Annotated in this window: 23 protein-coding genes and 2 riboswitches; of the genes, 8 read left to right on the forward strand and 15 right to left on the reverse strand. The window is 71.1% G+C overall.

From position 1 onward, the window contains the following. Positions 1–54 precede the first annotated feature (54 nt). The 5 genes from DI005_RS36900 to DI005_RS36920 all read right to left on the reverse strand — a co-directional run bounded on the left by DI005_RS36900 (position 55) and on the right by DI005_RS36920 (position 3,480). Positions 55–933, reverse strand: coding sequence for a hypothetical protein (locus tag DI005_RS36900; RefSeq protein ID WP_369973662.1), 879 nt, complete (start codon positions 931–933; stop codon positions 55–57). Then, positions 930–1,421, reverse strand: coding sequence for a hypothetical protein (locus tag DI005_RS36905; protein WP_112264606.1), 492 nt, complete (start codon positions 1,419–1,421; stop codon positions 930–932). The genes DI005_RS36900 and DI005_RS36905 overlap by 4 nt, the downstream gene beginning before the upstream one ends. Before the next feature lie 102 nt (positions 1,422–1,523). Continuing rightward, on the reverse strand, positions 1,524–1,850 hold the full coding sequence (locus DI005_RS36910) for a hypothetical protein (RefSeq protein ID WP_112264604.1): 327 nt from the start codon (positions 1,848–1,850) through the stop codon (positions 1,524–1,526). A 14-nt stretch (positions 1,851–1,864) separates the two neighbouring features. Next, positions 1,865–2,542 carry an OmpA family protein gene (locus tag DI005_RS36915; protein ID WP_112264602.1) on the reverse strand — a complete coding sequence of 226 codons (678 nt, stop codon included), beginning with the start codon at positions 2,540–2,542 and terminating at the stop codon, positions 1,865–1,867. A 131-nt stretch (positions 2,543–2,673) separates the two neighbouring features. Continuing rightward, on the reverse strand, positions 2,674–3,480 hold the full coding sequence (locus tag DI005_RS36920; RefSeq protein WP_112264600.1) for an SGNH/GDSL hydrolase family protein: 807 nt from the start codon (positions 3,478–3,480) through the stop codon (positions 2,674–2,676). Between the two features lie 223 nt (positions 3,481–3,703). On the opposite strand from DI005_RS36920, the gene DI005_RS36925 reads away from it, so the two are divergent. After that, entirely contained in the window at positions 3,704–4,360 is a 657-nt protein-coding gene (locus DI005_RS36925) for a DUF3159 domain-containing protein (RefSeq protein WP_228714263.1), read from the forward strand. A gap of 42 nt (positions 4,361–4,402) precedes the next feature. On the opposite strand, the gene DI005_RS36930 is transcribed toward DI005_RS36925, so the two are convergent. Both DI005_RS36930 and DI005_RS36935 read right to left on the reverse strand, forming a co-directional pair. Next, the gene (locus tag DI005_RS36930) at positions 4,403–5,338 is read right to left on the reverse strand and encodes an N-acetylglucosamine kinase (RefSeq protein WP_113645107.1); all 936 of its coding nucleotides are present in this window, start codon (positions 5,336–5,338) and stop codon (positions 4,403–4,405) included. Next, complete coding sequence (locus DI005_RS36935; protein WP_199543543.1) at positions 5,335–6,351, reverse strand: SIS domain-containing protein; 1,017 nt, start codon at positions 6,349–6,351, stop codon at positions 5,335–5,337. The genes DI005_RS36930 and DI005_RS36935 overlap by 4 nt, the downstream gene beginning before the upstream one ends. Positions 6,352–6,499: 148 nt before the next feature. On the opposite strand from DI005_RS36935, the gene DI005_RS36940 reads away from it, so the two are divergent. Together DI005_RS36940 and DI005_RS36945 are read left to right on the forward strand one after the other, a co-directional pair. After that, entirely contained in the window at positions 6,500–7,255 is a 756-nt protein-coding gene (locus DI005_RS36940; protein WP_112264592.1) for a GntR family transcriptional regulator, read from the forward strand. Positions 7,256–7,495: 240 nt separating this feature from the next. Beyond that, the gene (locus DI005_RS36945; protein ID WP_146770496.1) at positions 7,496–8,383 is read left to right on the forward strand and encodes a hypothetical protein; all 888 of its coding nucleotides are present in this window, start codon (positions 7,496–7,498) and stop codon (positions 8,381–8,383) included. Here the strand turns inward: DI005_RS36945 and thiE are convergent. Further along, positions 8,361–9,044: a thiamine phosphate synthase gene (gene thiE / locus DI005_RS36950; protein WP_112264589.1), complete on the reverse strand. Its 684-nt coding sequence runs from the start codon at positions 9,042–9,044 to the stop codon at positions 8,361–8,363. The two genes, DI005_RS36945 and thiE, sit on opposite strands and share 23 nt — an antisense overlap. A gap of 32 nt (positions 9,045–9,076) precedes the next feature. Then, positions 9,077–9,182, forward strand: a riboswitch (TPP riboswitch). On the opposite strand from thiE, the gene thiO reads away from it, so the two are divergent. The 4 genes from thiO (at position 9,177) to DI005_RS36970 (ending at position 11,774) form a co-directional block, all read left to right on the forward strand. Then, entirely contained in the window at positions 9,177–10,292 is a 1,116-nt protein-coding gene (gene thiO / locus DI005_RS36955) for a glycine oxidase ThiO (protein WP_112264587.1), read from the forward strand. Its footprint overlaps the riboswitch before it by 6 nt. A gap of 5 nt (positions 10,293–10,297) precedes the next feature. Continuing rightward, positions 10,298–10,498, forward strand: coding sequence for a sulfur carrier protein ThiS (gene thiS / locus DI005_RS36960; protein ID WP_112264734.1), 201 nt, complete (start codon positions 10,298–10,300; stop codon positions 10,496–10,498). Positions 10,499–10,500: 2 nt separating this feature from the next. After that, entirely contained in the window at positions 10,501–11,265 is a 765-nt protein-coding gene (locus tag DI005_RS36965) for a thiazole synthase (RefSeq protein WP_113645108.1), read from the forward strand. An 80-nt stretch (positions 11,266–11,345) separates the two neighbouring features. Continuing rightward, entirely contained in the window at positions 11,346–11,774 is a 429-nt protein-coding gene (locus DI005_RS36970; protein ID WP_112264583.1) for a MarR family winged helix-turn-helix transcriptional regulator, read from the forward strand. Between the two features lie 98 nt (positions 11,775–11,872). Here DI005_RS36970 and DI005_RS36975 read toward each other — a convergent pair whose 3' ends face one another. From DI005_RS36975 to DI005_RS36995, 5 genes are all read right to left on the reverse strand, one after another. Beyond that, positions 11,873–12,685: an ion transporter gene (locus DI005_RS36975; RefSeq protein WP_112264581.1), complete on the reverse strand. Its 813-nt coding sequence runs from the start codon at positions 12,683–12,685 to the stop codon at positions 11,873–11,875. A gap of 10 nt (positions 12,686–12,695) precedes the next feature. Beyond that, the gene (gene thiD, locus DI005_RS36980) at positions 12,696–13,529 is read right to left on the reverse strand and encodes a bifunctional hydroxymethylpyrimidine kinase/phosphomethylpyrimidine kinase (protein WP_113645109.1); all 834 of its coding nucleotides are present in this window, start codon (positions 13,527–13,529) and stop codon (positions 12,696–12,698) included. 15 nt (positions 13,530–13,544) lie between these two features. After that, positions 13,545–13,982 (reverse strand): nuclear transport factor 2 family protein, encoded by a 438-nt coding sequence (locus DI005_RS36985; RefSeq protein ID WP_113645193.1) that lies wholly within the window; start codon positions 13,980–13,982, stop codon positions 13,545–13,547. A 56-nt stretch (positions 13,983–14,038) separates the two neighbouring features. Continuing rightward, positions 14,039–15,715, reverse strand: coding sequence for a PstS family phosphate ABC transporter substrate-binding protein (locus tag DI005_RS36990; protein WP_233520447.1), 1,677 nt, complete (start codon positions 15,713–15,715; stop codon positions 14,039–14,041). Between the two features lie 121 nt (positions 15,716–15,836). After that, on the reverse strand, positions 15,837–16,757 hold the full coding sequence (locus DI005_RS36995; RefSeq protein ID WP_199543545.1) for a LysR family transcriptional regulator: 921 nt from the start codon (positions 16,755–16,757) through the stop codon (positions 15,837–15,839). Positions 16,758–16,827: 70 nt separating this feature from the next. Here DI005_RS36995 and DI005_RS37000 point away from each other — a divergent pair, with 70 nt between their 5' ends. Continuing rightward, a complete protein-coding gene (locus tag DI005_RS37000) occupies positions 16,828–17,928 on the forward strand; it encodes a TDT family transporter (protein ID WP_233520448.1) in 1,101 nt (366 codons plus the stop codon). Here DI005_RS37000 and thiD (DI005_RS37005) read toward each other — a convergent pair. Next, positions 17,896–18,720, reverse strand: a complete 825-nt coding sequence (thiD, locus tag DI005_RS37005; protein ID WP_112264576.1) for a bifunctional hydroxymethylpyrimidine kinase/phosphomethylpyrimidine kinase — start codon at positions 18,718–18,720, stop codon at positions 17,896–17,898. The two genes, DI005_RS37000 and thiD (DI005_RS37005), sit on opposite strands and share 33 nt — an antisense overlap. Next, entirely contained in the window at positions 18,720–20,363 is a 1,644-nt protein-coding gene (thiC, locus tag DI005_RS37010) for a phosphomethylpyrimidine synthase ThiC (protein WP_304481746.1), read from the reverse strand. Before thiC ends, thiD (DI005_RS37005) begins: the two co-directional genes overlap by 1 nt. Further along, a riboswitch (TPP riboswitch) is annotated at positions 20,358–20,487 on the reverse strand. Its footprint overlaps the gene before it by 6 nt. Positions 20,488–20,507 lie beyond the last annotated feature (20 nt).

Below are 20,507 nucleotides of genomic sequence, written 5' to 3' on the forward strand. Positions count from 1 at the left end.
CCCCGGTTCCGCTCGTTCCGCATCCTGCCCGCGGATGGCGGGTGACGAGCCGCCTCAGTCGAAGAGGCTCGTCTCCGAGTGGATCTCCAGCAGTTCGTACACCGGGCGGCCCCGCCGTCCGTCGATCGTCGTCGTCCTGACCACGCGCAGCCGCGCCGTGACCGGGCGGTCGAGGTTGAGCTTGATCTCGTCGAGCAGGTCCGGCGCGACGGCGCCCTGGATCGTGCTGCCGGTGTCGCGCTCGAGGTAGAAGATGCGCCGCCGGGTCCGCACGCCGTCGAGCCTGCCGGTCACCGTCTCGTAGCCGACGTCCTCGCGAGACTCGCGCAGGCTGCTCTGCAGCACGCGCGCCTGCTCGGTGGTCATGCTGCGCATCAGTTCGTCGCCGCTCGTCGGGGTCAGCGACAGCCCTAGGCTCGACGTCTTCATCACCGCGTTGACGATGTCGCTCACGGCGTTGCGCACGGTGTCGCGCTGCAGCAGCACCGCATCGAGCGCGCCGTCGTCGGAGCCGTTGGCAGGCAGGAAGTCGCACAGTTCCTTGACCGCCCGCTCCGACAGCGTCTCGATGCCGTCGTTGATGAGCGCGTCGGGCGCGGCCGTCTCAGGGAAACCGAAGAACATCGCGTTGCCCGCCTGCCCGCGCTGGATCAGCGGCGCCTTCTCGCGGTCGGCGGGCTGCACGTAGGTGATCTCCTGCTGCGGGTTGCGCACGATGTGGCCGATCTTGGCCGTCGCGTCCTGCAGCGCCTTGCTGATGTCGGAGAAGGTGTACGCGTCGAGCTGGGAGGACCCGAGCAGCGACACCCGCAGTAGCGGCGAGCGGCACGTGCGCTCGAACTTGGCATGCGCGGCCATCGCCGACGCCCTCGCCAGGTCGTCGAGCCAGGTGCCGCCGGGAATGTTCTCGGCGACGCCACGGAAGACGCTCACCAGGTCACCTCCGCGAAGCCCTTGACGATGCCGTCGGCCGGGCCGCGGGACCACGTCTGTTCCCACGCCTCCTCGTCCCCGGGATGGCAGAGGAACCCGTCGAGCAGACCGCCGACCGGTTGCACCTGCTCCAGGTACATCGCGGGCTGCTCCGCGATCACGCCGCGCAGCGTGAGCTGCCCGTACAGCGCCGCGCGGGCGGGGCCGCCGAGCCGCTTGAGGCTGCCCCAGTCGTCGGGGATCAGCACCACGTCGACGTCCTGCGGCAGCTGCTCGCTGCGCACGGTGATGGTGCCGCTGATCCAGGCTCGCCCGGACGGGATCAGCCGCGTCACGACGCCGAGGTAGCCACTGAGTGCGCTGAAGAGGACCTCGCGCTCGTTGCGGTGCGGGGCGTCCCACACGAACCGCTCGTAGAGGTCGGAGAGATCGGCGGGGTGACGGCCGGGTGGCAACACGTTGTCCGAGGTCCAGTGCGGGAGCGGCATCAACGTTCCTTACCTCGTCCTCGAACGCACCCGGAGACCCACACCCGCCTGGCAGGGGGTGACCGGGTGCAGCGAATTTATCAGCAGCGGGTGAGCGGCGGGTCAGCCGCCTCGCCGGGACTCCTGGTCCTCGCTCGCCGCCGCGTCCTGCTCGTCGGGCCATTCGTTGCGGACGTGCCAGGCCCGCCGGGGCGGGAGCGTGCCCTCCTGATGGCTGTGGTCAGGCGAGGGTTCCGGAAGCAGCGCGCCGGTGGCAGGCAGATGCCGGGTCTCCTCGGCCTCGGCCGGTGGGGGCGCCGCGGGAGGCGGGACGGGACGCTCGGGCGGGCGTTGTCGCGCAGGGCGCCGGAACAGCAGGGCGGTGAGCCCGGCGCCGAGCGCGAACGAGATCAGCAGCCAGAGCCAGATCTGCCCGAACAACCACAGCATCGCTCTCCCCCTTCTCACCGCACCGTGATCTCCACCCGCCGGTCGGCGCCGGTGTCGCCGCTCGGGCTGAGCGGACGTGTGTCGCCGTAGCCGATGGCGGTGACCCTCGTGTTGGCGATGCCCGACGCGATCAGCCGCTGGGCCACCGCGTCGGCCCGCTCCTGCGAGAGCGCCCGCGCGCCGGCCGGGTCCCCGCCCGGCAGGCGGGCGACGTGCCCGCCGACCTCGAAGCGAATGTCCGTGGGCGTGGTGCCGAGCAGTTCGAGCACCGCGGTCATCGCGCTCTCGCCCTCAGGGGTGAGCACGGCGGTGTCCGGCTGGAACGAGATCGGCTGCGTGGCCAGCAGGCCGTCCAGCTCGGCTTGCAGCCGCTGCCGGGCATCCTCGGGTACCCCGGGTTCGCGCCGCGGGGTGGACTCCGCCGCATCGGCGGCGCGAACCCCCTCCACGCCTGCCACGACGCCCACCGCCCACTCGGCCTCGCGGGCGGACAGTCCGGAAACGGTCGCGTCCCTGCCCTCGAAGCTGACGGACGCGCCGGGCAGCCCGGCGTCGGCGAGTGCGGACCGTGACCGGGCAAGCAGATCCGACTCGATCCCATCGGCTTCGAATCGAGTTGCGAGGAAGGCGAGCGCGCCCGTCACCAGCAGCGCGAGCGGAACCAGCCACGGCCGGCCTCCACCACCGGACATGAACCGACTGTAAACGCGCGCTCGCGGAAGCGCGAAACGTGCCGGCTCGCCGCGGCCGCAGTGAAGGCCACCATCACTGCGTTCAACGCAGGCATGGTGGCCTTCACTGCAGTTCGGTGGCCGGCCGTCGCCTAGTTCTCAGCGGGTTCGATCAGGGTCGTGCCGGCGGGGCGCTCGGCGAGCGGGGTCAGGCGCGGGCGCTTTGGAGTGATGCCGTCGCCCATCGACTCGCCGCGCAGGTGCCTGCGGATCCACGGCAGTAGGTGCACCCTCGTCCACTCGAGGTCCGAGCGGCGCAGCATGAGCCAGTTCGGGTGCCCGTCGGTCTCCGGCCACGGCTCACGCCAGTCGCTTGCGGTCGGCACCCCGAGCACCTCGGCGGTCCGCAGGGCGATCCGCCGGTGGCCCTCTGGCGTGAAGTGCAGGCGGTCGTCGCTCCACGCGCGGACGTCGTGCAGCGCGTCCATCGCCCACAGGTCGACGACCTTCGCGCCGTGCCGCTCCGCGATGGCCCACAGGTGTGCGTTGTAGATGGCGACCTTGCCCCGCAGGATGCTCATCACCGACATGCGTTTGGTGTCGGGGCCGGTGAAGATCACGACCTCGATCCCGGCCGCGCGCAGCGCCGCGATGCCCTCCTCGAAGGCCGACGCGACCGCGTCGACGTCGGCGCCGGGCACGATGATGTCGTTGCCGCCTGCGCAGACCGTGACCAGGTCGGGACGGGTCTCGAGCGCGATCGGCAACTGCTCACTCATGATCTCGGCGAGCAGTTTCCCCCTGATCGCGAGATTGGCGTAGGCGAACTCGGAGCGTCCGTCGGCGAGGATCTCGGCCAGGCGGTCGGCCCAGCCTCGGAAGCTGCCGTCCGGCAAGGGGTCGTTGAGCCCCTCGGTGAAACTGTCTCCGATCGCGACGTAGCTGTTGTACCCGGTCACGAGGTCTCCCTCCGACAACGCCCTGTGAACCCCTTCTCGTGTCGATCAACAACCGGACGCCCGCCCGCAGTCCCACCTACGGTGTCCGGATCTTTGATCGGACGTCATAGTGTCTTCCTTCGTCGGCCACCTACGCACGCGTATTACAAGATCGTGCTCAGGCGTGTGGCGAATGTAACCTGCGAAGGGTGACCTAACTTCGCGAATGAGGCAGGCTGGACACGTGACTGACACCCCGACCGAACCCGCCCCCTCCCGCGAGTCGCTCGCGAGTCTGCTGGGCGGGCGCAAGGGTGCGATCGACGCGAGCCTGCCGCCCGTCGCGTTCGTGGTCGGCTGGCTCGCCACCGGCTCCTCCATCGGCTGGGGCGCGCTGACCGCGATCGCGGTGAGTGTCGCGGTGGGCGCGTTCCGCCTGGTGCGCGGGGACAAGGCCCGCGCGGTGGTGGTGAGCCTCGCCGCCGTGGTCGCCGCCGCCCTCATCGCGCTGCACACCGGGCGGGCCCAGGACTTCTTCCTCATCCAGCTGCTGTCCAATGTGGCCAGCGCGCTGCTGTGGGCGGCGAGCATCGTGGTGCGGTGGCCGTTGCTCGGCGTTGTCGTGGGCTTCGCGCTCGGGCAGAAGACCAGGTGGCGCAAGGATCCGGCACTGCTGAGGGCCTATTCCCGGGCGAGCTGGATCTGGGTGTTCCTGCAGTACACGTTGCGAGTGCTCGTGTACGGCTCGCTGTGGTGGGCGGGCGAGGTGGTGGCACTGGGCGTCGCGCGCACGGTGCTGTCGTGGCCGCTGGTGGCCCTGACGGTGGCGGTGAGCGGCTGGGTGCTGTACCGGACGCTCCCGGAGAGCCATCCCGGGCTGCGGCATCCCCAGACGCAGTGAGCGAGGGCCCCCGGCGAGGGGGAGGTCCGGGGGCCCCGTTGCCTACGGTACCCGTTTCGGACGCGGTGCGTGCTCGCCGAACGCGTCCACCGCCGCGAGCCACGCCGCGCCGAGCACGCCGTCGGTGTCACTGCGCACGTCGAGCCCGCTGAGCCCTTCGCGCACGGCGGCTCCCACCGGGCCGTTCTCGCCGAGGACGCTGCCGACGAGCACCACCGGGGTGCGCTCGCCCGGCTCCCTCGCGGCGAGGGCGAGCTCGACGAGGCAGGCGGCGGCCCTTCCGACGATCGCGTCGGCAACCGGATCGGTCCCGGCGGCCTCGCTCACCAGCGGCGCGAAGCGCGCCAGGCGCACCGGCGGCTCGGCGTTGGCCGCGGTGATGAGCCGGTGGTGTGCCTTCGGCTGGTCCTCCTCGACGCCGGTCTCGGCGAGCACGGCCCGCACGAGCGGCCCGGCCTCGCCGCCCCTGGTCAGCACGTCCAGCGCGGCCCGCACGGCCTCCCTGCCGATCCAGTACCCGGAGCCCTCGTCGCCGAGCAGCCAGCCGTAACCGCCTGCCACCGACACCATGCGCCGCTTGCGGATGCGGCCCGCGATGGAGCCCGTTCCGGCGACCAGCACGGTGCCGTCCGCGTCCTCGGTCGCCGACGCGAACGCGGCCTCCGCGTCGGACACCACGCGCGGGGTCACGCCGAAACCGGCACCACGCCACGCCCGGTCGAAGACCTCGGCGACGGCGGGATCGGTCAGCTTGCTCGCGCCGGCCATGCCGATCACGAACGCGCTCGGCTCCGAAGGCCCGAGGCCGGTGAGCGCGGCCGTCACGGCCCCCGCGATGGCGGCGGCGGCCTGCTCGGGCGGGTGCGAGTTCGGGTTGGCGCCTCCCGCCCTGCCGGTGCCGAGCACCGTGCCGTCGGCGCCGACCGCCAGCGCGCGGGTGGCAGTGCCGCCCGCGTCAACGCCCACCACGTACCTCACCGGGTCTTCGTCACCTTCCGCAGTCCGCGCGGGTTGTCCGGGTCGCCGCCTCGCGCGAGTGAGAGGCCCAGCGCAAGCCGTTGCACCGGCAGGACCTCCAGCACGGGAGCCACCTCCTCCACCGTCTCAGGGACGTCCACGTGCAGCGCACCCGGCATGTCGGAGGCCGCCGACCCCACGGTCAGCACGTCGGCGCCCCGCTCGGCGACGGCGCCGAGCACGTCACCCATCGCGGCGCCGCCCCGGCCCCTGCTGGTCACCGCGAGCACCGCGGTCTCCTCGTCGACGGCGGCCACCGGGCCGTGCAGCAGGTCCGCGCCGCTGTAGGCGCGGGTGGCCAGGTAGCTCGTCTCGGCGAGTTTGAGCGACGCCTCCAGCGCCGTGGCGTAGGAGTAGCCGCGCGCCGCGGCGATGACCCGGTCGGCGAACCGGTACCGGTCCACGGCGCGGCCGACACCGGCCTGCGACTCCTCCAGCGTCCGCCTCGCCAGCTCGCCGATGTCACGGACGTCCTCGCCGGTCCCGCCGCGCACGGCGTCGATGAGCAGGTACAACGCGAGCAGCGTCGCCGTGTAGGTCTTGGTGGCGGCCACCGCGTGCTCCTCGCCCGCGCGGATGTCGACGCCCAGTTCGGCGGCCGAGAACAGCCGCGACGACGGCGTGTTGCTCACGGCCACGGTCAGCGCGCCCTGCTTGCGCGCCGACTCGGTGACCTCCAGCAGGTCGGGGGAGCCGCCGCTCTGGCTCACCGAGATCAGCAGCACGTCGCGCAGGTCGGGCCGGGCGCCGTAGAGGGTGGTCGCCGACGGCGACACGAGCCCGGCCGGCAGCCCGAGAAGTACCTCGATGAGGTACTTCGCGTACAACGCCGCGTGGTCGCTCGAACCACGGGCCGCGAGCAACGCGAACCTCGGCGGCGTGGCGGCGATCGCGCGGGCGGTCTCGGCGATGTCGGCCCGGTGCTCGACGAGCCCGGCGAGAATGTCGGGTTGCTCATCGATCTCGGCCGTCATATTCCGGCCGGGTTTGCCCTCTATCACGATGGTCCTCTCGTCACCCGTCGAGGTCTAGACCAATAGTAGACGGGTCCATCGGCGGGCGCGCAGGGTAGTTTTGCAAGTGAGGTGTGAGGCAGTGAGGCGTTCCGGTAAGGAGTCGGTCATGTTGGAGACGGTTTCCGGGGGTTCGTCGGGTTCGGTATCCGGCACACGTGGCCAGCGCGAGCCGAAGTACTGGGCGCTCAAACAGCATCTGCTCGATCTGCTCGAGGCGCTACCCGCGGGTTCACCCATTCCCACCGAGCGGGCGCTCGCCGGTGACTTCAGCGTGTCGAGGACGACGGTCCGTCAGGCGCTCGCCGACCTGACGGCCGAGGGCAGGCTGCACCGCGTCCAGGGTAAGGGGACGTTCGCCGCGGAGCCGAAGGTCGCGCAGCGGCTCCAGCTGTCGTCCTACACCGAGGACATGCGGGCGCAGGGCCGCGAGCCGTCGTCCAAGCTGTTGGAGATCGACGAGATCGTCGCGGAGGGTGAGCTGCCGAAGCTGCTCGGTATCCGCACCGGCGCGAAGGTGCTGAAGCTCAAGCGGCTCCGGCTCGCCGACGGGGAGCCGATGGCGCTGGAGACCACCCACCTACCGCTCGCCCGGTTCCGTGGCCTGCGCAAACAGATCGCCGAGGGTGGGTCCCTCTACGCTGCGTTGCGAGAGCGCTACGGAGTGGTGCTCGACCGCGCGGAGGAGACGATCGAGACCTCGCTCGCCGGGCCCCAGGAGGCCGAGCTGCTCGGCGCCGATGTCGGAATGCCGGTGCTGCTGCTCTCCCGGCACTCCTTTGCGGGCGACAAACCGGTGGAGTTCGTGCGTTCGATTTATCGGGGTGACCGCTACAAGTTCGTCACCACGCTCAGCAGGCCCTGAGTTCTGATCGATTTCCCGGCGAGCGGGTTGACCGGACCCGCCGCCGGGTACGCGTAGGCCTTGGCGGTTTTCGGGACGGCGCGGTGATCTTCGTGGTCTCACGTGAATTCAGTGTGAGATCAAGAAAGTCCATTGTGGATCGCCGTGTCCGTGCTCACTCTTGGCAACGCCGGGATCGTTTCCGGCGATAAATACGTTGAGGGTTCTGGAGACGGCGAGTCCGCGCGAGCGATCGGAATCATGACTAGGGAGAAGCAGAAAGAAGAGCAAGAGGAAACGGAGAAGTCCGGCCTCAAGCCCGCACAGGTGATCGCGGCCGCACTTGCCGCGATCACGGCGGCGTTCCTGGGGTCGTCGCTGGGTGTGTACGGGACCGTGCTGGGCGCCGGTGTGGTCAGCATCGTGACCACTGTGGGCAGTGAGGTCTACCTGCGGTCGCTGAAGACCACGAAGGAAGCCACCAAAAAGGCCAAGGCGATGGCCGCCGCGATCACCGACGCGCGCGGCTGGCAGACCAAGGTGCAGCAACGGACGGCGGTGGCCGACCAGCCAACCGTGCCCACCACCCGGATGCCGGTGCCCGGTGACGAGCGAACGAGATATCTGCCCAAGCCGGACGAGACCAAGACGGTGTTCCTCCCCAAACCGGGCGAGGGGGGCGACGAGCCCCCGGCCGAGGAACGGCGGGCGTGGTGGAAGCGCCGCTGGCCGCTGCTGGTCGGCACGAGCGTCGCGGCGTTCGTGATCGGGATGTTCGTGGTGACCGGCTTCGAGCTGGCGACCGGAAGCTCACTGTCCGGCAACGGGCGCAGCACGGTGAACGAACTGGTCGGCAACACCTCCGGCCAGACCGAGCACCGGGAGCAGCAGCCGGGTCAGCAGCCCAGCACCGAGCAGCAGGAGCCGACGGGCTCCACGGAGACCACCGGGGAGAACACGCCCACGCAGGAGAGCACCCCCGGCCCGACCGAGGAGCAGCAGCCCCCGCCGGCTGAGCCATCGCCGAGCAGCAGCTCCTCCGAGCCCACCCCGACGGAGGAGCAGTTGCCCCTGCCCGGCGACCTGCCCGGCGACCAGGGCGGGCAGGGCGGCGGCGGGCTCGAGCTCACGCCCGAAGCGGTGCCGTGAGTCCCTTCCGCAGCTCGGCGGCCGCGTCACGGGGATCGTCGGCCTCGGTGATGGCCCTGACCACGACGGCCCGGTCGGCTCCCGCGGCCAGCACCTCGGGCACCCTGCCGAGGTCGATGCCGCCGATGGCGAACCACGGACGGTCCGTGTCGATGCCGCCCGACACGGACCGCACCAGGTCGAGCCCGGGAGCCTCACGGCCGGGTTTCGTCGGGGTCGGCCAGCACGGCCCGACGCAGAAGTAGTCCACGCCGGGTTCCGCCGCGGCCGCACGCGCCTGCTCCGCCGAGTGCGTCGAGCGGCCGATCACCGGCTCGTCGCCGAGCACGCGGCGCGCGACCGTCACCGGCAGGTCGTCCTGCCCGAGGTGCAGCACGTCGGCGCCCGCCGCGAGCGCGACGTCCGCCCTGTCGTTCACCGAGAGCAGCGCGCCGTACTCCGCGCACGCCTGCGCGAGCACCTCCAGCGCGGCCAGCTCCTGGCGCGCCTCAAGCGGCGCGCCGCCGGTCTTGTCACGCAGCTGGATGATGTCGACACCACCCGCAAGCGCCGCGCGGGCGAACTCGCCGAGGTCGCCGCGCGTGAGACGGGCGTCGGTGCACAGGTAGAGGCGGGCGTCCGCGAGGCGCTGGCGGATCTGATCACCATTGAGGCCGGGCATGGCGTCACCGTAGTACGGCCCTGTACGGTGGGGGACGTCCGCACGGGAGCCCGAGGCACGGGCTGAGAGGGAGCCGCCGCTCCGACCGTGGAACCTGATCCGGATCATGCCGGCGCAGGGAGCGTGATTCCAATGACCAGCAACCCCAACCTCGCGATCGTCGGCGCCGGTGTGATCGGCCTGGCCATCGCGTGGCGTGCCGCTGCCTCCGGACACCGCGTGACGGTGTTCGACCCCGATCCCGCCCGTGGCGCCTCGTGGGTCGCAGGCGGGATGCTCGCGCCGGTCACCGAGGCCTGGCCCGGTGAGGAGGCCGTGCTCGAACTGGGGGAGGAGTCGCTACGGCGGTGGCCGGCCTTCGCCCGCGAACTGGCCGCCGAGGGTTTCGACCCCGGGCTCTCGTACTCGGGCACGATCGTCGCCGCGTTCGACCACGCCGACGCCGAACAGCTGCGGGTCCTCGGCGAGTACCTGCGAGAACTGGGCCGGGAGGCGACCTACGTGACGGGCCGCGAGCTGCGCCGCACCGAGGGCGGGCTGTCCGGTGCGGTCCGCGGCGGGCTCGTGGTGCCAGGCGACCTCGCCGTCGACAACCGCAGGCTCCTCGACGCGCTGCTCGGCGCGGCGCGGCGGCACGGTGCGAGGTTCGTCGCCGAGGCGGCCGAGGAGGTCACCGAGGACTCGGTGCGCACCGCCTCCGGAGAGCGTGGCTTCGACACCGTCGTCCTCGCGGCCGGTGCGTGGAGCGGCAGGCTCGCCCCCGAGCTGACCGGTCACGTCCGCCCCTTGAAGGGCGAGATCCTGCGCCTGCGGGCCCGCCGGACCACCCTGCCGCCGCCGGAGCGCACCGTCCGCGCGTTCGTCGAGGGCAGGCCCGTCTACCTCGTCCCGCGCGCCGACGGCGAGCTGGTGCTCGGCGCCACGCAGTACGAGGCCGGGTTCGATCCGGCCCCCACCGCCCGCGGCGTGCGCGAGCTGCTGGAGGGCGCCGAACGGATCTTCCCCGCCGTCGCCGAGTACGAACTCACCGAGACGAAGGCCGGACTGCGCGCCGCGAGCGCCGACAACCTGCCCTACCTGGGCGAACTCGGCTCCGGGGTGCTCGCGGCGACCGGCCATCACCGCAACGGGCTGCTGCTCGCGCCCGTCACCGCCGACGCGGTGCTCGCCCTGCTCGCGGACGCGCCCCTGCCTCCGGGAGCCGCGGCGGCACACCCAAACCGGATTCGCAGCGAGGAACGAGTCTGATGCACATCCACATCCACATCAACGGCGAGGAACGGGAGTTCCCCGACGGCAGCACGGTGGCCGACCTGCTGACCGCGCTGGGCACGCCGCGCCAGGGCGTCGCGGTGGCGCTCGACGGCGAGGTCGTGCGCAGGGCGAACTGGGCCGAGGTCGTCGTGCCGGACGGCGCCCGGCTGGAGATCCTCACAGCCGTGCAAGGAGGGTAGAGATGATCGACGAAGGCGATCACCTGGTGATCGGTGACCACAAGCTCACGTCGCGGCTCATCATCGGCACCGGCGGGGCGGCCAACCTCAGCGTCCTGGAGCGTGCGCTCGTGGCCTCGGGCACGGAGCTGACCACGGTCGCGATGCGCAGGGCCGACGCCGAGGGCGGCTCCGGTGTGCTGGAGCTGCTACGGCGGCTCGGCATCACGCTGCTGCCCAACACCGCGGGCTGCCGCAGCGCGGCGGAGGCGGTGCTGACGGCTCAGCTCGCGCGCGAGGCGCTGGAGACCGATCTCGTCAAGCTCGAGGTGCACGCCGACGACCGCACGCTGCTGCCCGACCCCGTCGAGACACTGGACGCCGCCGAGCGGCTGGTGGCCGACGGCTTCACGGTGTTCGTCTACACCAACGACGATCCCGTGCTGGCCCTGCGCCTGGAGGAGGCGGGCTGCGCGGCGGTGATGCCGCTGGGCGCGCCGATCGGCACGGGGCTCGGCATCCGCAACCCGCACAACATCGAGCTGATCGTGGCCCGCGCGAGCGTGCCGATCATCCTCGACGCCGGGATCGGCACGGCCTCCGACGCGACGCTCGCGATGGAGCTGGGCTGCGACGCCGTGCTGCTGTCCACCGCCGTCACCCGGGCGCAGGACCCCGAACGGATGGCCTGCGCCATGCGCTCGGCCGTCTCCGCGGGCAGGCTGGCCCGTGCGGCAGGCCGCATTCCGCAGCGGTTCTGGGCACACGCGTCGAGTCCGCCACGCTGACGGGTTCACGCGCGCCCGCACCTGCCACAACGTATGGTGAACCGCAATTTCCGGCGCGCGCGTACCCGAAGGAGCGTTAGGTGACCACGTCGTCGCAAGACGTCCCCGGCAGGTTGTTCCTCGCCATCGGCAGGCTCTCGCGCTCACTGCGGCAGGCGGGCTCGCCGGGGCCCGGTCACGGTGCCATCTCGGCGCTGGCGACGCTCAGCGCCTACGGCCAGCTGCGTTTGGGCGACCTCGCGGCGAAGGAGGGCGTGGCCGCGGCGACGATGTCTCGCATCGTCGCCGCGCTCGTCGAGTCCGGCTACGTGCGCAGGGAGTCGGACCCGGTCGACCGGCGCGCGTGGCTGGCCACGGTGACCGAGGAGGGCGAGCGGGCGCTCTCCGGGGTGCGCTCCACCCGCATCCACGAGCTGAGCGCGCGTATCGACCGGCTCTCCCCGGAACACCGCGAGGCACTCGCCGCCGCGCTGCCCGCCCTAGAGGCCCTCCTAACGGAAGAGGACTGACCCGTTCGCCCCCTGCAGTGAAGGCCACCTTCACTGCGTTCAACGCAGTGAAGGTGGCCTTCACTGCAGTTGGGCGGCTCGGCAGTTGGGCGGCTCGGCTAGCTCGGGTCGGGTTGGCGTTCGCGGAGGTGGGCGACCTCGGCGCGAAGGGCTCGTAGCTCGGCGAGGATCTCCGCGCTCACGGCGGCCTGCTCGGCGGCGTGCTTGCCCTCCTCCTCGCGGATCTCGTCGCGCAGCTGGTCCTCCATGGCGCTCACCACCACGGCGATGAACAGGTTCAGCACCGCGAAGCTGGACACGAGGATGTAGACGACGAAGAAGATCCACGCCATCGGCGCCTGTTCCATGACGCGCTCGGCGATGTCCGGCCACGCCTCGCCGGTCATCACCTGGAACAGCGTGAACAGCGACGTGCCGAGATCGCTGAAGTCCTCGGGCGCGATGGCGCCGAAGAGCTTGGTGGCCATCACGCCGGCCACGAAGATGATCAGGCCGAGCAGCGCGGCGATCGAGGCCATGCCCGGGACAGCGGCCAGCAGACCCGCCACGACCTTGCGCATCGACGGCACCAGCGAAACGAGCCGCAGCACCCGCAGGATGCGCAGCGCCCGCAGCACCGCGAAGGGTCCTGTGGCGGGGACGAGCGCGATGCCGACCACCACGACGTCGAAGATGTTCCACGCGTCGCGGAAGAAGTCCTTGCGATACACGTAGAACTTGGCGAGCAGCTCCACCACGAAGATCGCGAGCGCGAGGTAGTCGAGCGTGTGCAGCAGGGTGCCGTAGCCGGCCAGGACGCTCCGCGAGGTCTCCAGTGCGAGCGTGCCCGCATTGAAGATGATCACCGCGATGATGAAGTTCTGGAACCTCTTGTCCTCGACGATCCGCCGCACCCGCTCGCGCATACTCACGCGGGCGATCCTAGGCAAAACGATCAGGTGCCAGACGCCAGAACGCGGAAACCGGGCCCACCTTGGCGCCCATCGGATACGAGTGCTCCACGGCGTTGCTGACGAACCACTTGCCGAACCGCGCGGCCTCCGCCACCTCCATGCCGCGCGCCAGTCCGGCGGTGAACGCCGACGCCATCGCGTCACCGGCTCCGTGGGTGTGCGGCGTCGCGAAGCGCGGGCCGGGCAGCTCGGTGAACGTCTCGCCGTCGTAGAGCACGTCCACGCATTCCGGGTCCTCGACCAGGTGGCCGCTCTTGACCAGCACGTACCGGGGGCCGAGCCCGTGCAGGGCGACGGCCGCCTCACGCATGCGCTCGCGGTCGGTCACCTCGATGCCGGTGAGCAGGCGCACCTCGTCGAGGTTCGGCGTCACCACTGTCGCGCGCGGCAGCAGCTGCTCCCGCAGCGCGGCGAGGCCGGCGTCGTCGAAGAGCGGGTGGCCGTGCATGGACGCCGCCACCGGGTCGACCACGAACGGCACCTCGGCGTCGCGCCCGATGCCCGCCTTGTCGCACGCCCGCGCGACCGCGTGGATGATCTCGGCGGAGGCGAGCATCCCGGTCTTGGCCGCCTGCAGCCCCATGTCGTCGGCGACGGCCTCGATCTGGGCCGCGACGATGCGCGCGGGGATGTCGGTGCGGTCGTGCACGCCGAGCGTGTTCTGCACGGTCACGGCTGTGACGGCGACCAGGCCGTGCACGCCGCAGGTCAGGAACGTCCGCAGGTCGGCCTGCAGCCCCGCGGCACCGCCGGAGTCGGATCCGGCGATGGTCAGCGCGGCCGGTGGTCGGGCTTGGCTCATGGCCTCCAGTGTCGCCTACAGCGCCCGCTCACCCCCGAAGGCCTTGGCCACGGCGAGGCTGTCCTCGTAGACGTGGTGACGGGTCACCAGGCCGTGCCCGACCGTGAGGTGCAGGGCGAACCGGGCTCGGTAGGCCACACCGGTGGACCGCGCGGTCTGCCTGATCTCGCCGAGCACCACGGCGTCGTCGCCGTCGACGAGCACGCGCTCGATCCGCGTGTCCATGGCCTCGGGCACGTGGTGGGTGGCCAGCTCGCGATAGTGGGCGGCGGCGTCGGCGCGGGTGGAGCGGTGGCGGATCCATGGCGTCGCGGCCCGTCCGTGCTCGGCCTCGGGCCAGTTGAGCTTCCAGTCGCAGTCCTCGGCGTACAGCTCGGCGATGCGCGCGGGGTCGCCCTCGCCGATGCGTGTCAGCAGTTCGGTCACCACGTCGTGTGTGGTCGTCGTCGGCATGGGGTCGATCTTGACCACGGAGAAGGGTCCTGACCATTACCCCCGGGGTAATGGGCTCAGCGGCACAGCTCGTGCAGGTCACCGTCCTTGCCGACGCACGGCGTGTAGCCGGCGTCGCGCAGCTCGGCCCGCGCGGTGCCGCTGCGCAGGTAGTCGAGGAACGTCCGCAGGACGGTCCCTTCGGCGGGAACGCCCTTGGTGTAGAGGTACTCGATCGTCCAAAAAGGATAGCCTTGCGAGGCCGTGCTCGCGTCGGGGTAGTCGCCGTCCAGCTCCACGATCTCGATGGGATGCCCGTCGGCCTGCGCGTCGTTGGCGGAGGGAAGGTCGACATAGCCGATCGCCCCTCCCGTGGCCGCGATCTCGCCCACCACCTCGGCCTCGGTGCCGCGCTCGCACCGGATCGTCGGCGCGGGCGCGCCCCGGTCGGCCCGCTCGCAGGAGTCCGATGTCAGGCCGCCCTCCGACGCGCCCAGCACCGTGCGCTCGAACGTCTGCCGAGACCCGGACTCCTGGCCACGCCCCACGATGCGGATCGGCAGCGACGGTCCAGCGCGGACTTCGTTCCAGTCCCGGTAGCGACCGGAGTAGATCCCGGCGAGCTGCTCCCGCGTCAGCGTCTCCACGCCGACGGAGTCGTTGACCACCACCGTGTAGACGATCACCGCCACCGCGTGTGGCACGAGTTCGTCGGTCGCCACGCCGGTCTCGCCGTCCGACAGCGCGGCGAGCTCCTCGCTCTCGTCCTCGTCGGCGGCCGCGAGCATCCGCACCCCGTTGATGCTGCCCGTCGCCACGGCGCTCACCTCGGCCGCGCCGCACGCGTGGGTGTAGCCCTGCGCGATGTTGGCGGCGATGGGGGAGAACGCACTGGAGCCGACGATCCGCAGCGCTCCGTCGGCGCACGCGAGCCCGGGCTCGGTCTCGGAGCGGGACGCGCCGGCGATCAGGGTTGCGATGAGCGCCCCGGTGAGCAGCATGCCGAGCGTCGCCGTGACGCGCGGCCACGTGGCCTTGCGTTGCGTGCGCTCATCGAGGATCCGCCCGCCCGAGACGTGTCCCGAGCACTCGACGGCCTTGGTGAGCGGGCCCTTGCGGTTGTGGTCCGGCTCGCGCAGCACCACGACGAGCTTGAACTTCTCCTTGCGCACCAGGTTCAGGTCCAGCAGCCGCACGCCGTCCCACTGCGGGGCCTGCGCGGGCGGGGCAGGCTCCCGCTGCTCCGGCGGCTTGCGCCACCAGGCCAGCAGTTTCTGGCGGAGCGTGGTGCGCACCGCGTCGAGGGAGTTGTGCTGCTCCCTGGCGCCGTTCGACTCTGTGGTGCTGAAGAACTCCAGGCCGTCGGTGAGCTGCTTGCGGTGGGTCTCCACGGAGGGCTCGGAGATCCGCGCGTTCCAGATGACCCTGCCGCCGAAGGTGAACTCCAGCGGGGTGCCGTCGAAGTCGTCCTTTGTGATGTCGTCGATGCCGGTGTTGCGCACGCGGATCACGACGATGCTCATGCGGTCCAGCAGCTCCGCGATGGGCTGGAGCTCGGTGTCGGCGTGCTTGACGGTGTTGTCGGCGTCCTTGAGGTCGACGGGGCTGAGACCGAGCTTCGAGTTGTACTGGACGCGGTAGTACAGGCGCTTGCGCCGGATGACGTAGCGGTCGGCGAACGGTGCGACGACGGCGAGCAGTGCCGCGATCCCGAGTACGAGGCTGCCCTGGTTGGAGAGGAGCAGCTCGGCCATCGACTCCAACCTCTGTCCGAGACTCATTCCCGGCGCTCACTCCTCGGCTCGCTGTGGATCAACAAGCCTAGGAGCGGATCATGCCGGTGTTGCCGGGAAGACCCATTCGTTCATCGGGCGTTCACCCCTCGGTCCGGCTGCGCAGCGCGATGGTGAGCAGGTCGGCGGCGGGCCCGCGCAGCGTCTGCCCTGACGGCCACACCGCGCGCAGCCTCCTGCGCAGGTCGAGGTCGGGTACCGGCACGCGCACGAGCGTTCCGGCGTCCAGCTCGGGCACCACCGCGTGCGCGCTGAGCACCGCGGGGGCGATGCCGCCGATGGCCGCCGCCTTGATCGCGGTGGTGGACGACACCTCCAGCAGCGGCGCCGCCAGCTCGGTCTCCCCGCACGCCTGCAGCGCCCACTCCCACGCCTGCCGCGTGCCCGAACCCGGTTCCCTGCTCACCAGCGGGGTTCCCGCGAGCTCGGCGGCGCGCGGGCGGCGTCGTCGCGACGCCCAGCGGTGGCCCGGGGCGACCACGAGCACCAGCTCGTCGGTCGCCACGTCGGCGGCCCGCAGCCCGGGCGGCAGCTCGGGACCCTCGACGAAGCCGAGGTCGACATCGCCCGCGAGCACCTGCTCGGCGACCTCGTGCGAGTTGCCCGAGCTGAGCGCGGTCACCGTGTCCGGATCGGCCGCGCGCAGCGCGATCAGCCAGCGCGGCAGCAGGTACTCGGCGACGGTGAGGCTCGCCGCGATCCGCAGGTGCGTGTGCCGGTCGGCGCGCAGCGCGGCGATCCCGGCCTCCAGGTCGGCGGCCCGCTCCACCACCGGCTGCGCCCAGCCGGCCACCAGCTCACCCGCCGTCGTCAGCCGCGCTCCGCGAGTGGCTCGTTCGAGCAGCGGCACGCCCACCTGCCGCTCCAGCTGCCGCAGCCGGGCGCTCGCCGCGGGCTGGGAGATGCCGTGTGCCTTCGCCGCGCGGCCGATGCTGCCCAGCTCGGCGACGCTCAGCAGCAGGTCGAAGCTGGTCAGGTCGGTCACTCTCGATGGCAAAGGCATAACCGTAGCCTATGCATCCATCGCTGATCGGGGACTACCAGGTTGGGCAGGGTGACCGCATCGTGAAGGGGTGACGAGCACCCTCCCCGCCCCGCCTGCCGCGCCGCCCGCCCCGCGGGCCTCCCGCGTCACGGGCTTCGGGCCCAACTGGTTCGCCTCGGTGATGGGCACCGGCATCGTGGCGAACGCCGCGGTGACCCTGCCCGCCCAGTTCCCAGGGCTGCGCGCCGTGGCCACCGTCGTCTGGGTGCTCGCGGCACTCGTGCTGCTCGGGCTCACTGCGGCGTGGGGTGTGCTCTGGACGCGGCACCGCGCCGTCGCACGCGGGTTCGCCCACGACCCCGTGCTCGCCCAGTTCTGGGGCGCCCCGCCGATGGCGCTGGTGACCGTCGGAGCCGGGACCCTGCTGCTGGGCCAGGACATCCTCGGCCTCGGCGCCGCGCTCGCGATCGACTGGGTGCTGTGGAGCGCGGGCACGCTGCTCGGGCTCGTCACCACCGTGTGGATCCCGTACCGGATGATGACCACCCACGACCTCACGCCGCAGAGCACGTTCGCCGGCTGGCTGATGCCGGTGGTGCCGCCGATGGTCTCCGCCGCGAACGGCGCGCTGCTCGTCCCGCACCTGCCGGCGGGCGGAGCGCGCACCGCGATGCTGCTGGCCTGCTACGCGATGTTCGGCATCAGCCTGTTCGCCACGCTGTGCCTCCTGCCGCTGGTGTGGCAGCGGCTCGTGCAGCACAAGACCGGCGCCGCCGCGACCGTGCCCACCGTGTGGATCGTGCTCGGCCCGCTGGGCCAGTCGGTGACCGCGGCGAACCTGCTCGGCACCGTGGCGGAGAGCGCCCTGTCCGCGCCCTACGGTGCGGCGGCGGCCGCGTTCGGCCTGCTCTACGGGGTGCCCACGTGGGGGTTCGCGATGATGTGGCTGGTGCTGGCCGCCGCGCTGACCCTGCGCACGATCCGTGCGGGGCTGCCCTTCGCGCTCACGTGGTGGAGCTTCACGTTCCCGCTCGGCACGGTGGTCACGGGCACGAGCGCGCTGGCCGCCAGGGTCCACTCCGGACTGTTCAGCCTGGTCGCCGTTGCGCTCTACGGGCTGCTGGTGGTGGCGTGGGCGACCGTCGCCGCCCGCACCTCACGCCTCGTGGTCCAGTCGCCAGAACGGTGAAACCGGGCCGATTCCCTCGCCGAGCGGGTACGCCTCGGCGACGGATCGCTCGATGAACCGTTTGCCGGCCGACACCGCATCGGGCACTCCGAGGTCCTTTGCCAGCGACGCCGTGATGGCCGAGGCCAGCGTGTCCCCGCCGCCGTGCGTGTGCTCGACGTCGTGCCGGGGCCCCTTCAGCTCGACGTACTGCACACCATCGGAGAGCAGGTCGACGCACTCGGGGTTGTCGTACATGTGCCCGCCCTTGACCAGCACCCACTGCGAGCCGAACTCCAGCAGCGCGTCTGCCGCCTCGCGCTGGCTGCCGGTGTCGGTCACCGCAACTCCGGTGAGCAGTCGCACCTCGTCCAGGTTCGGCGTCACGAGCGTCGCCCGGGGAAGCAGCTCGGTGCGGATCGCCTCGAGCGCCTCCTCCCGCAGCAACGGGTCTCCGTGCATCGACGCGGCGACGGGGTCCACCACGAACGGCGTCTCGTGATGCCGTCCGATGTGGACCTCGTCGAGCGTCTCGGCGACCGCGTGGATGATCTCGGCCGTTGCGAGCATGCCGGTCTTGGCCGCGTCCACGCCCATGTCGCCGGCGACCGCCCTGATCTGCGCGGTGACGACGTCCACGGGCACCTCGCTGAATCCCTGTACTCCCAGCGAGTTCTGCACGGTGACCGCCGTGATGGCGGTCATCCCGTGCACCCCGCACGCGAAGAAGGTGCGCAGGTCGGCCTGGATGCCGGCACCACCGCCGGAGTCGGATCCGGCGATGGTGAGGGCGGTCTTCGGGGTCGCGCTCATTACCTGTCGACCACCGGCAGGTACACCTGGTTACCGTGCTCGCCGAACTCCTCCGACTTCTCGCGCATTCCGGCCTCGATGGCCTCCACAGAGGACAGACCGTGCTCCTCGGCGTACTTGCGCACGTCCTGGGTGATGCGCATCGAGCAGAACTTCGGCCCGCACATCGAGCAGAAGTGCGCCGTCTTCGCGGGCTCGGCGGGCAGCGTCTCGTCGTGGAACGAACGTGCGGTGTCCGGGTCGAGCGACAAGTTGAACTGGTCGTGCCAGCGGAACTCGAAGCGGGCCTTGGACAGCTCGTCGTCCCACTCCTGCGCGTAGGGGTGTCCCTTCGCGAGGTCGGCGGCGTGCGCGGCGATCTTGTAAGTGATCACTCCGGTCTTCACGTCGTCGCGGTTGGGCAGGCCCAGGTGCTCCTTCGGCGTGACGTAGCACAGCATCGCGGTGCCGTACCAGCCGATCTGCGCCGCGCCGATCGCGGACGTGATGTGGTCGTAGGCGGGCGCGATGTCCGTCGCGAGTGGACCGAGGGTGTAGAACGGTGCCTCGCCGCAGAGCTTCTCCTCCAGCTCCACGTTCTCCTTGATCTTGTGCATCGGCACGTGACCGGGGCCCTCGATCATCACCTGCACGTCGTGCTCGCGGGCGATGTGGGTCAGCTCGCCAAGGGTCTCCAGCTCCGCGAACTGCGCGCGGTCGTTGGCGTCGGCGATCGAGCCGGGACGCAGGCCGTCACCGAGCGAGAACGTGACGTCGTAGTCCCGCAGGATCTCGCACAGCTCCGAGAAATGCGTGTAGAGGAACGACTCCTGGTGGTGCGCGAGGCACCACGCGGCCATGATCGACCCTCCGCGCGACACGATGCCGGTGACGCGGTTGGCGGTGAGCGGGACGTACCGCAGCAGCACGCCCGCGTGCACGGTCATGTAGTCGACACCCTGTTCACACTGCTCGATCACGGTGTCGCGGTAGATCTCCCACGTGAGCTTCTCCGGCTCGCCGTTCACCTTCTCCAGCGCCTGGTAGATCGGCACCGTGCCGACGGGCACGGGCGAGTTGCGCAGGATCCACTCGCGGGTCTCGTGGATGCGCTTGCCGGTGGAGAGGTCCATGATCGTGTCGGCGCCCCATCGGGTCGCCCACACCATCTTGTCCACCTCCTCCTCGACCGACGACCACACGGCCGAGTTGCCCATGTTGGCGTTGATCTTGACGAGGAAGTTCTTGCCGATGATCATCGGCTCCGACTCGGGATGTTTGCGATTCGCCGGAATCACGGCCCGGCCGCTGGCCACTTCGGAACGGACGAACTCGGGGTCGACGCGCTCGCGCGCGGCGATGAACTCCATCTCGCGCGTGATCACGCCGGCCTTCGCCCAGCCTAGCTGGGTGCGGTGCTCACGGCCGTCGATCCAGCCGGAGCGCATCGGGTGTAGTCCATTGTGGACGTCGATGACGGCGTCCGGGTCGGTGTAGGGGCCGGAGGTGTCGTACACGTCGAAGTGCTCGCCGTTCGAGAGATCGATGCGGCGGACGGGGACACGCAGGCCGGATTCGGTGTGGACGTAAGCCTTGCGGGAACCGGTGATGGGACCCGTGGTGACGGTCGGCTGCACGGCGGCGTTGTTCTCCAGGGTCGTCAAAAGAAGTCACTCCCTACGCTGGCATTACCCAGTCAGGTTCCTGCGGTCGGCGGCGCCGGGTCCACGAAATGGACACCAGCCGCCCTCTCAGCCCGCCAAGGCGCGAGCTCCCGCGATGTTCGGTTGTCCCACCGACCATGCCAT

Origin of the sequence: Prauserella sp. PE36, assembly GCF_003311655.1 — a bacterium.
GTDB classification, from domain to species: Bacteria; Actinomycetota; Actinomycetes; order Mycobacteriales; family Pseudonocardiaceae; genus Prauserella_A; species Prauserella_A endophytica.

Bases quoted from the DNA above. Each gene is read 5' to 3' on its own strand.
- DI005_RS36905 (WP_112264606.1), bottom strand. From the start codon at position 1,421: ATGCCGCTCCCGCACTGGACCTCGGACAACGTGTTGCCACCCGGCCGT.
- DI005_RS36910 (WP_112264604.1), bottom strand. From the start codon at position 1,850: ATGCTGTGGTTGTTCGGGCAGATCTGGCTCTGGCTGCTGATCTCGTTC.
- DI005_RS36915 (WP_112264602.1), bottom strand. From the start codon at position 2,542: ATGTCCGGTGGTGGAGGCCGGCCGTGGCTGGTTCCGCTCGCGCTGCTG.
- DI005_RS36935 (WP_199543543.1), bottom strand. From the start codon at position 6,351: ATGACGGCCGAGATCGATGAGCAACCCGACATTCTCGCCGGGCTCGTC.
- DI005_RS36940 (WP_112264592.1), top strand. From the start codon at position 6,500: ATGTTGGAGACGGTTTCCGGGGGTTCGTCGGGTTCGGTATCCGGCACA.
- DI005_RS36945 (WP_146770496.1), top strand. From the start codon at position 7,496: ATGACTAGGGAGAAGCAGAAAGAAGAGCAAGAGGAAACGGAGAAGTCC.
- thiE (WP_112264589.1), bottom strand. From the start codon at position 9,044: ATGCCCGGCCTCAATGGTGATCAGATCCGCCAGCGCCTCGCGGACGCC.
- thiO (WP_112264587.1), top strand. From the start codon at position 9,177: ATGACCAGCAACCCCAACCTCGCGATCGTCGGCGCCGGTGTGATCGGC.
- DI005_RS36965 (WP_113645108.1), top strand. From the start codon at position 10,501: ATGATCGACGAAGGCGATCACCTGGTGATCGGTGACCACAAGCTCACG.
- thiD (WP_113645109.1), bottom strand. From the start codon at position 13,529: ATGAGCCAAGCCCGACCACCGGCCGCGCTGACCATCGCCGGATCCGAC.
- DI005_RS36985 (WP_113645193.1), bottom strand. From the start codon at position 13,982: ATGCCGACGACGACCACACACGACGTGGTGACCGAACTGCTGACACGC.
- DI005_RS36990 (WP_233520447.1), bottom strand. From the start codon at position 15,715: ATGGCCGAGCTGCTCCTCTCCAACCAGGGCAGCCTCGTACTCGGGATC.
- DI005_RS36995 (WP_199543545.1), bottom strand. From the start codon at position 16,757: ATGCCTTTGCCATCGAGAGTGACCGACCTGACCAGCTTCGACCTGCTG.
- thiD (WP_112264576.1), bottom strand. From the start codon at position 18,720: ATGAGCGCGACCCCGAAGACCGCCCTCACCATCGCCGGATCCGACTCC.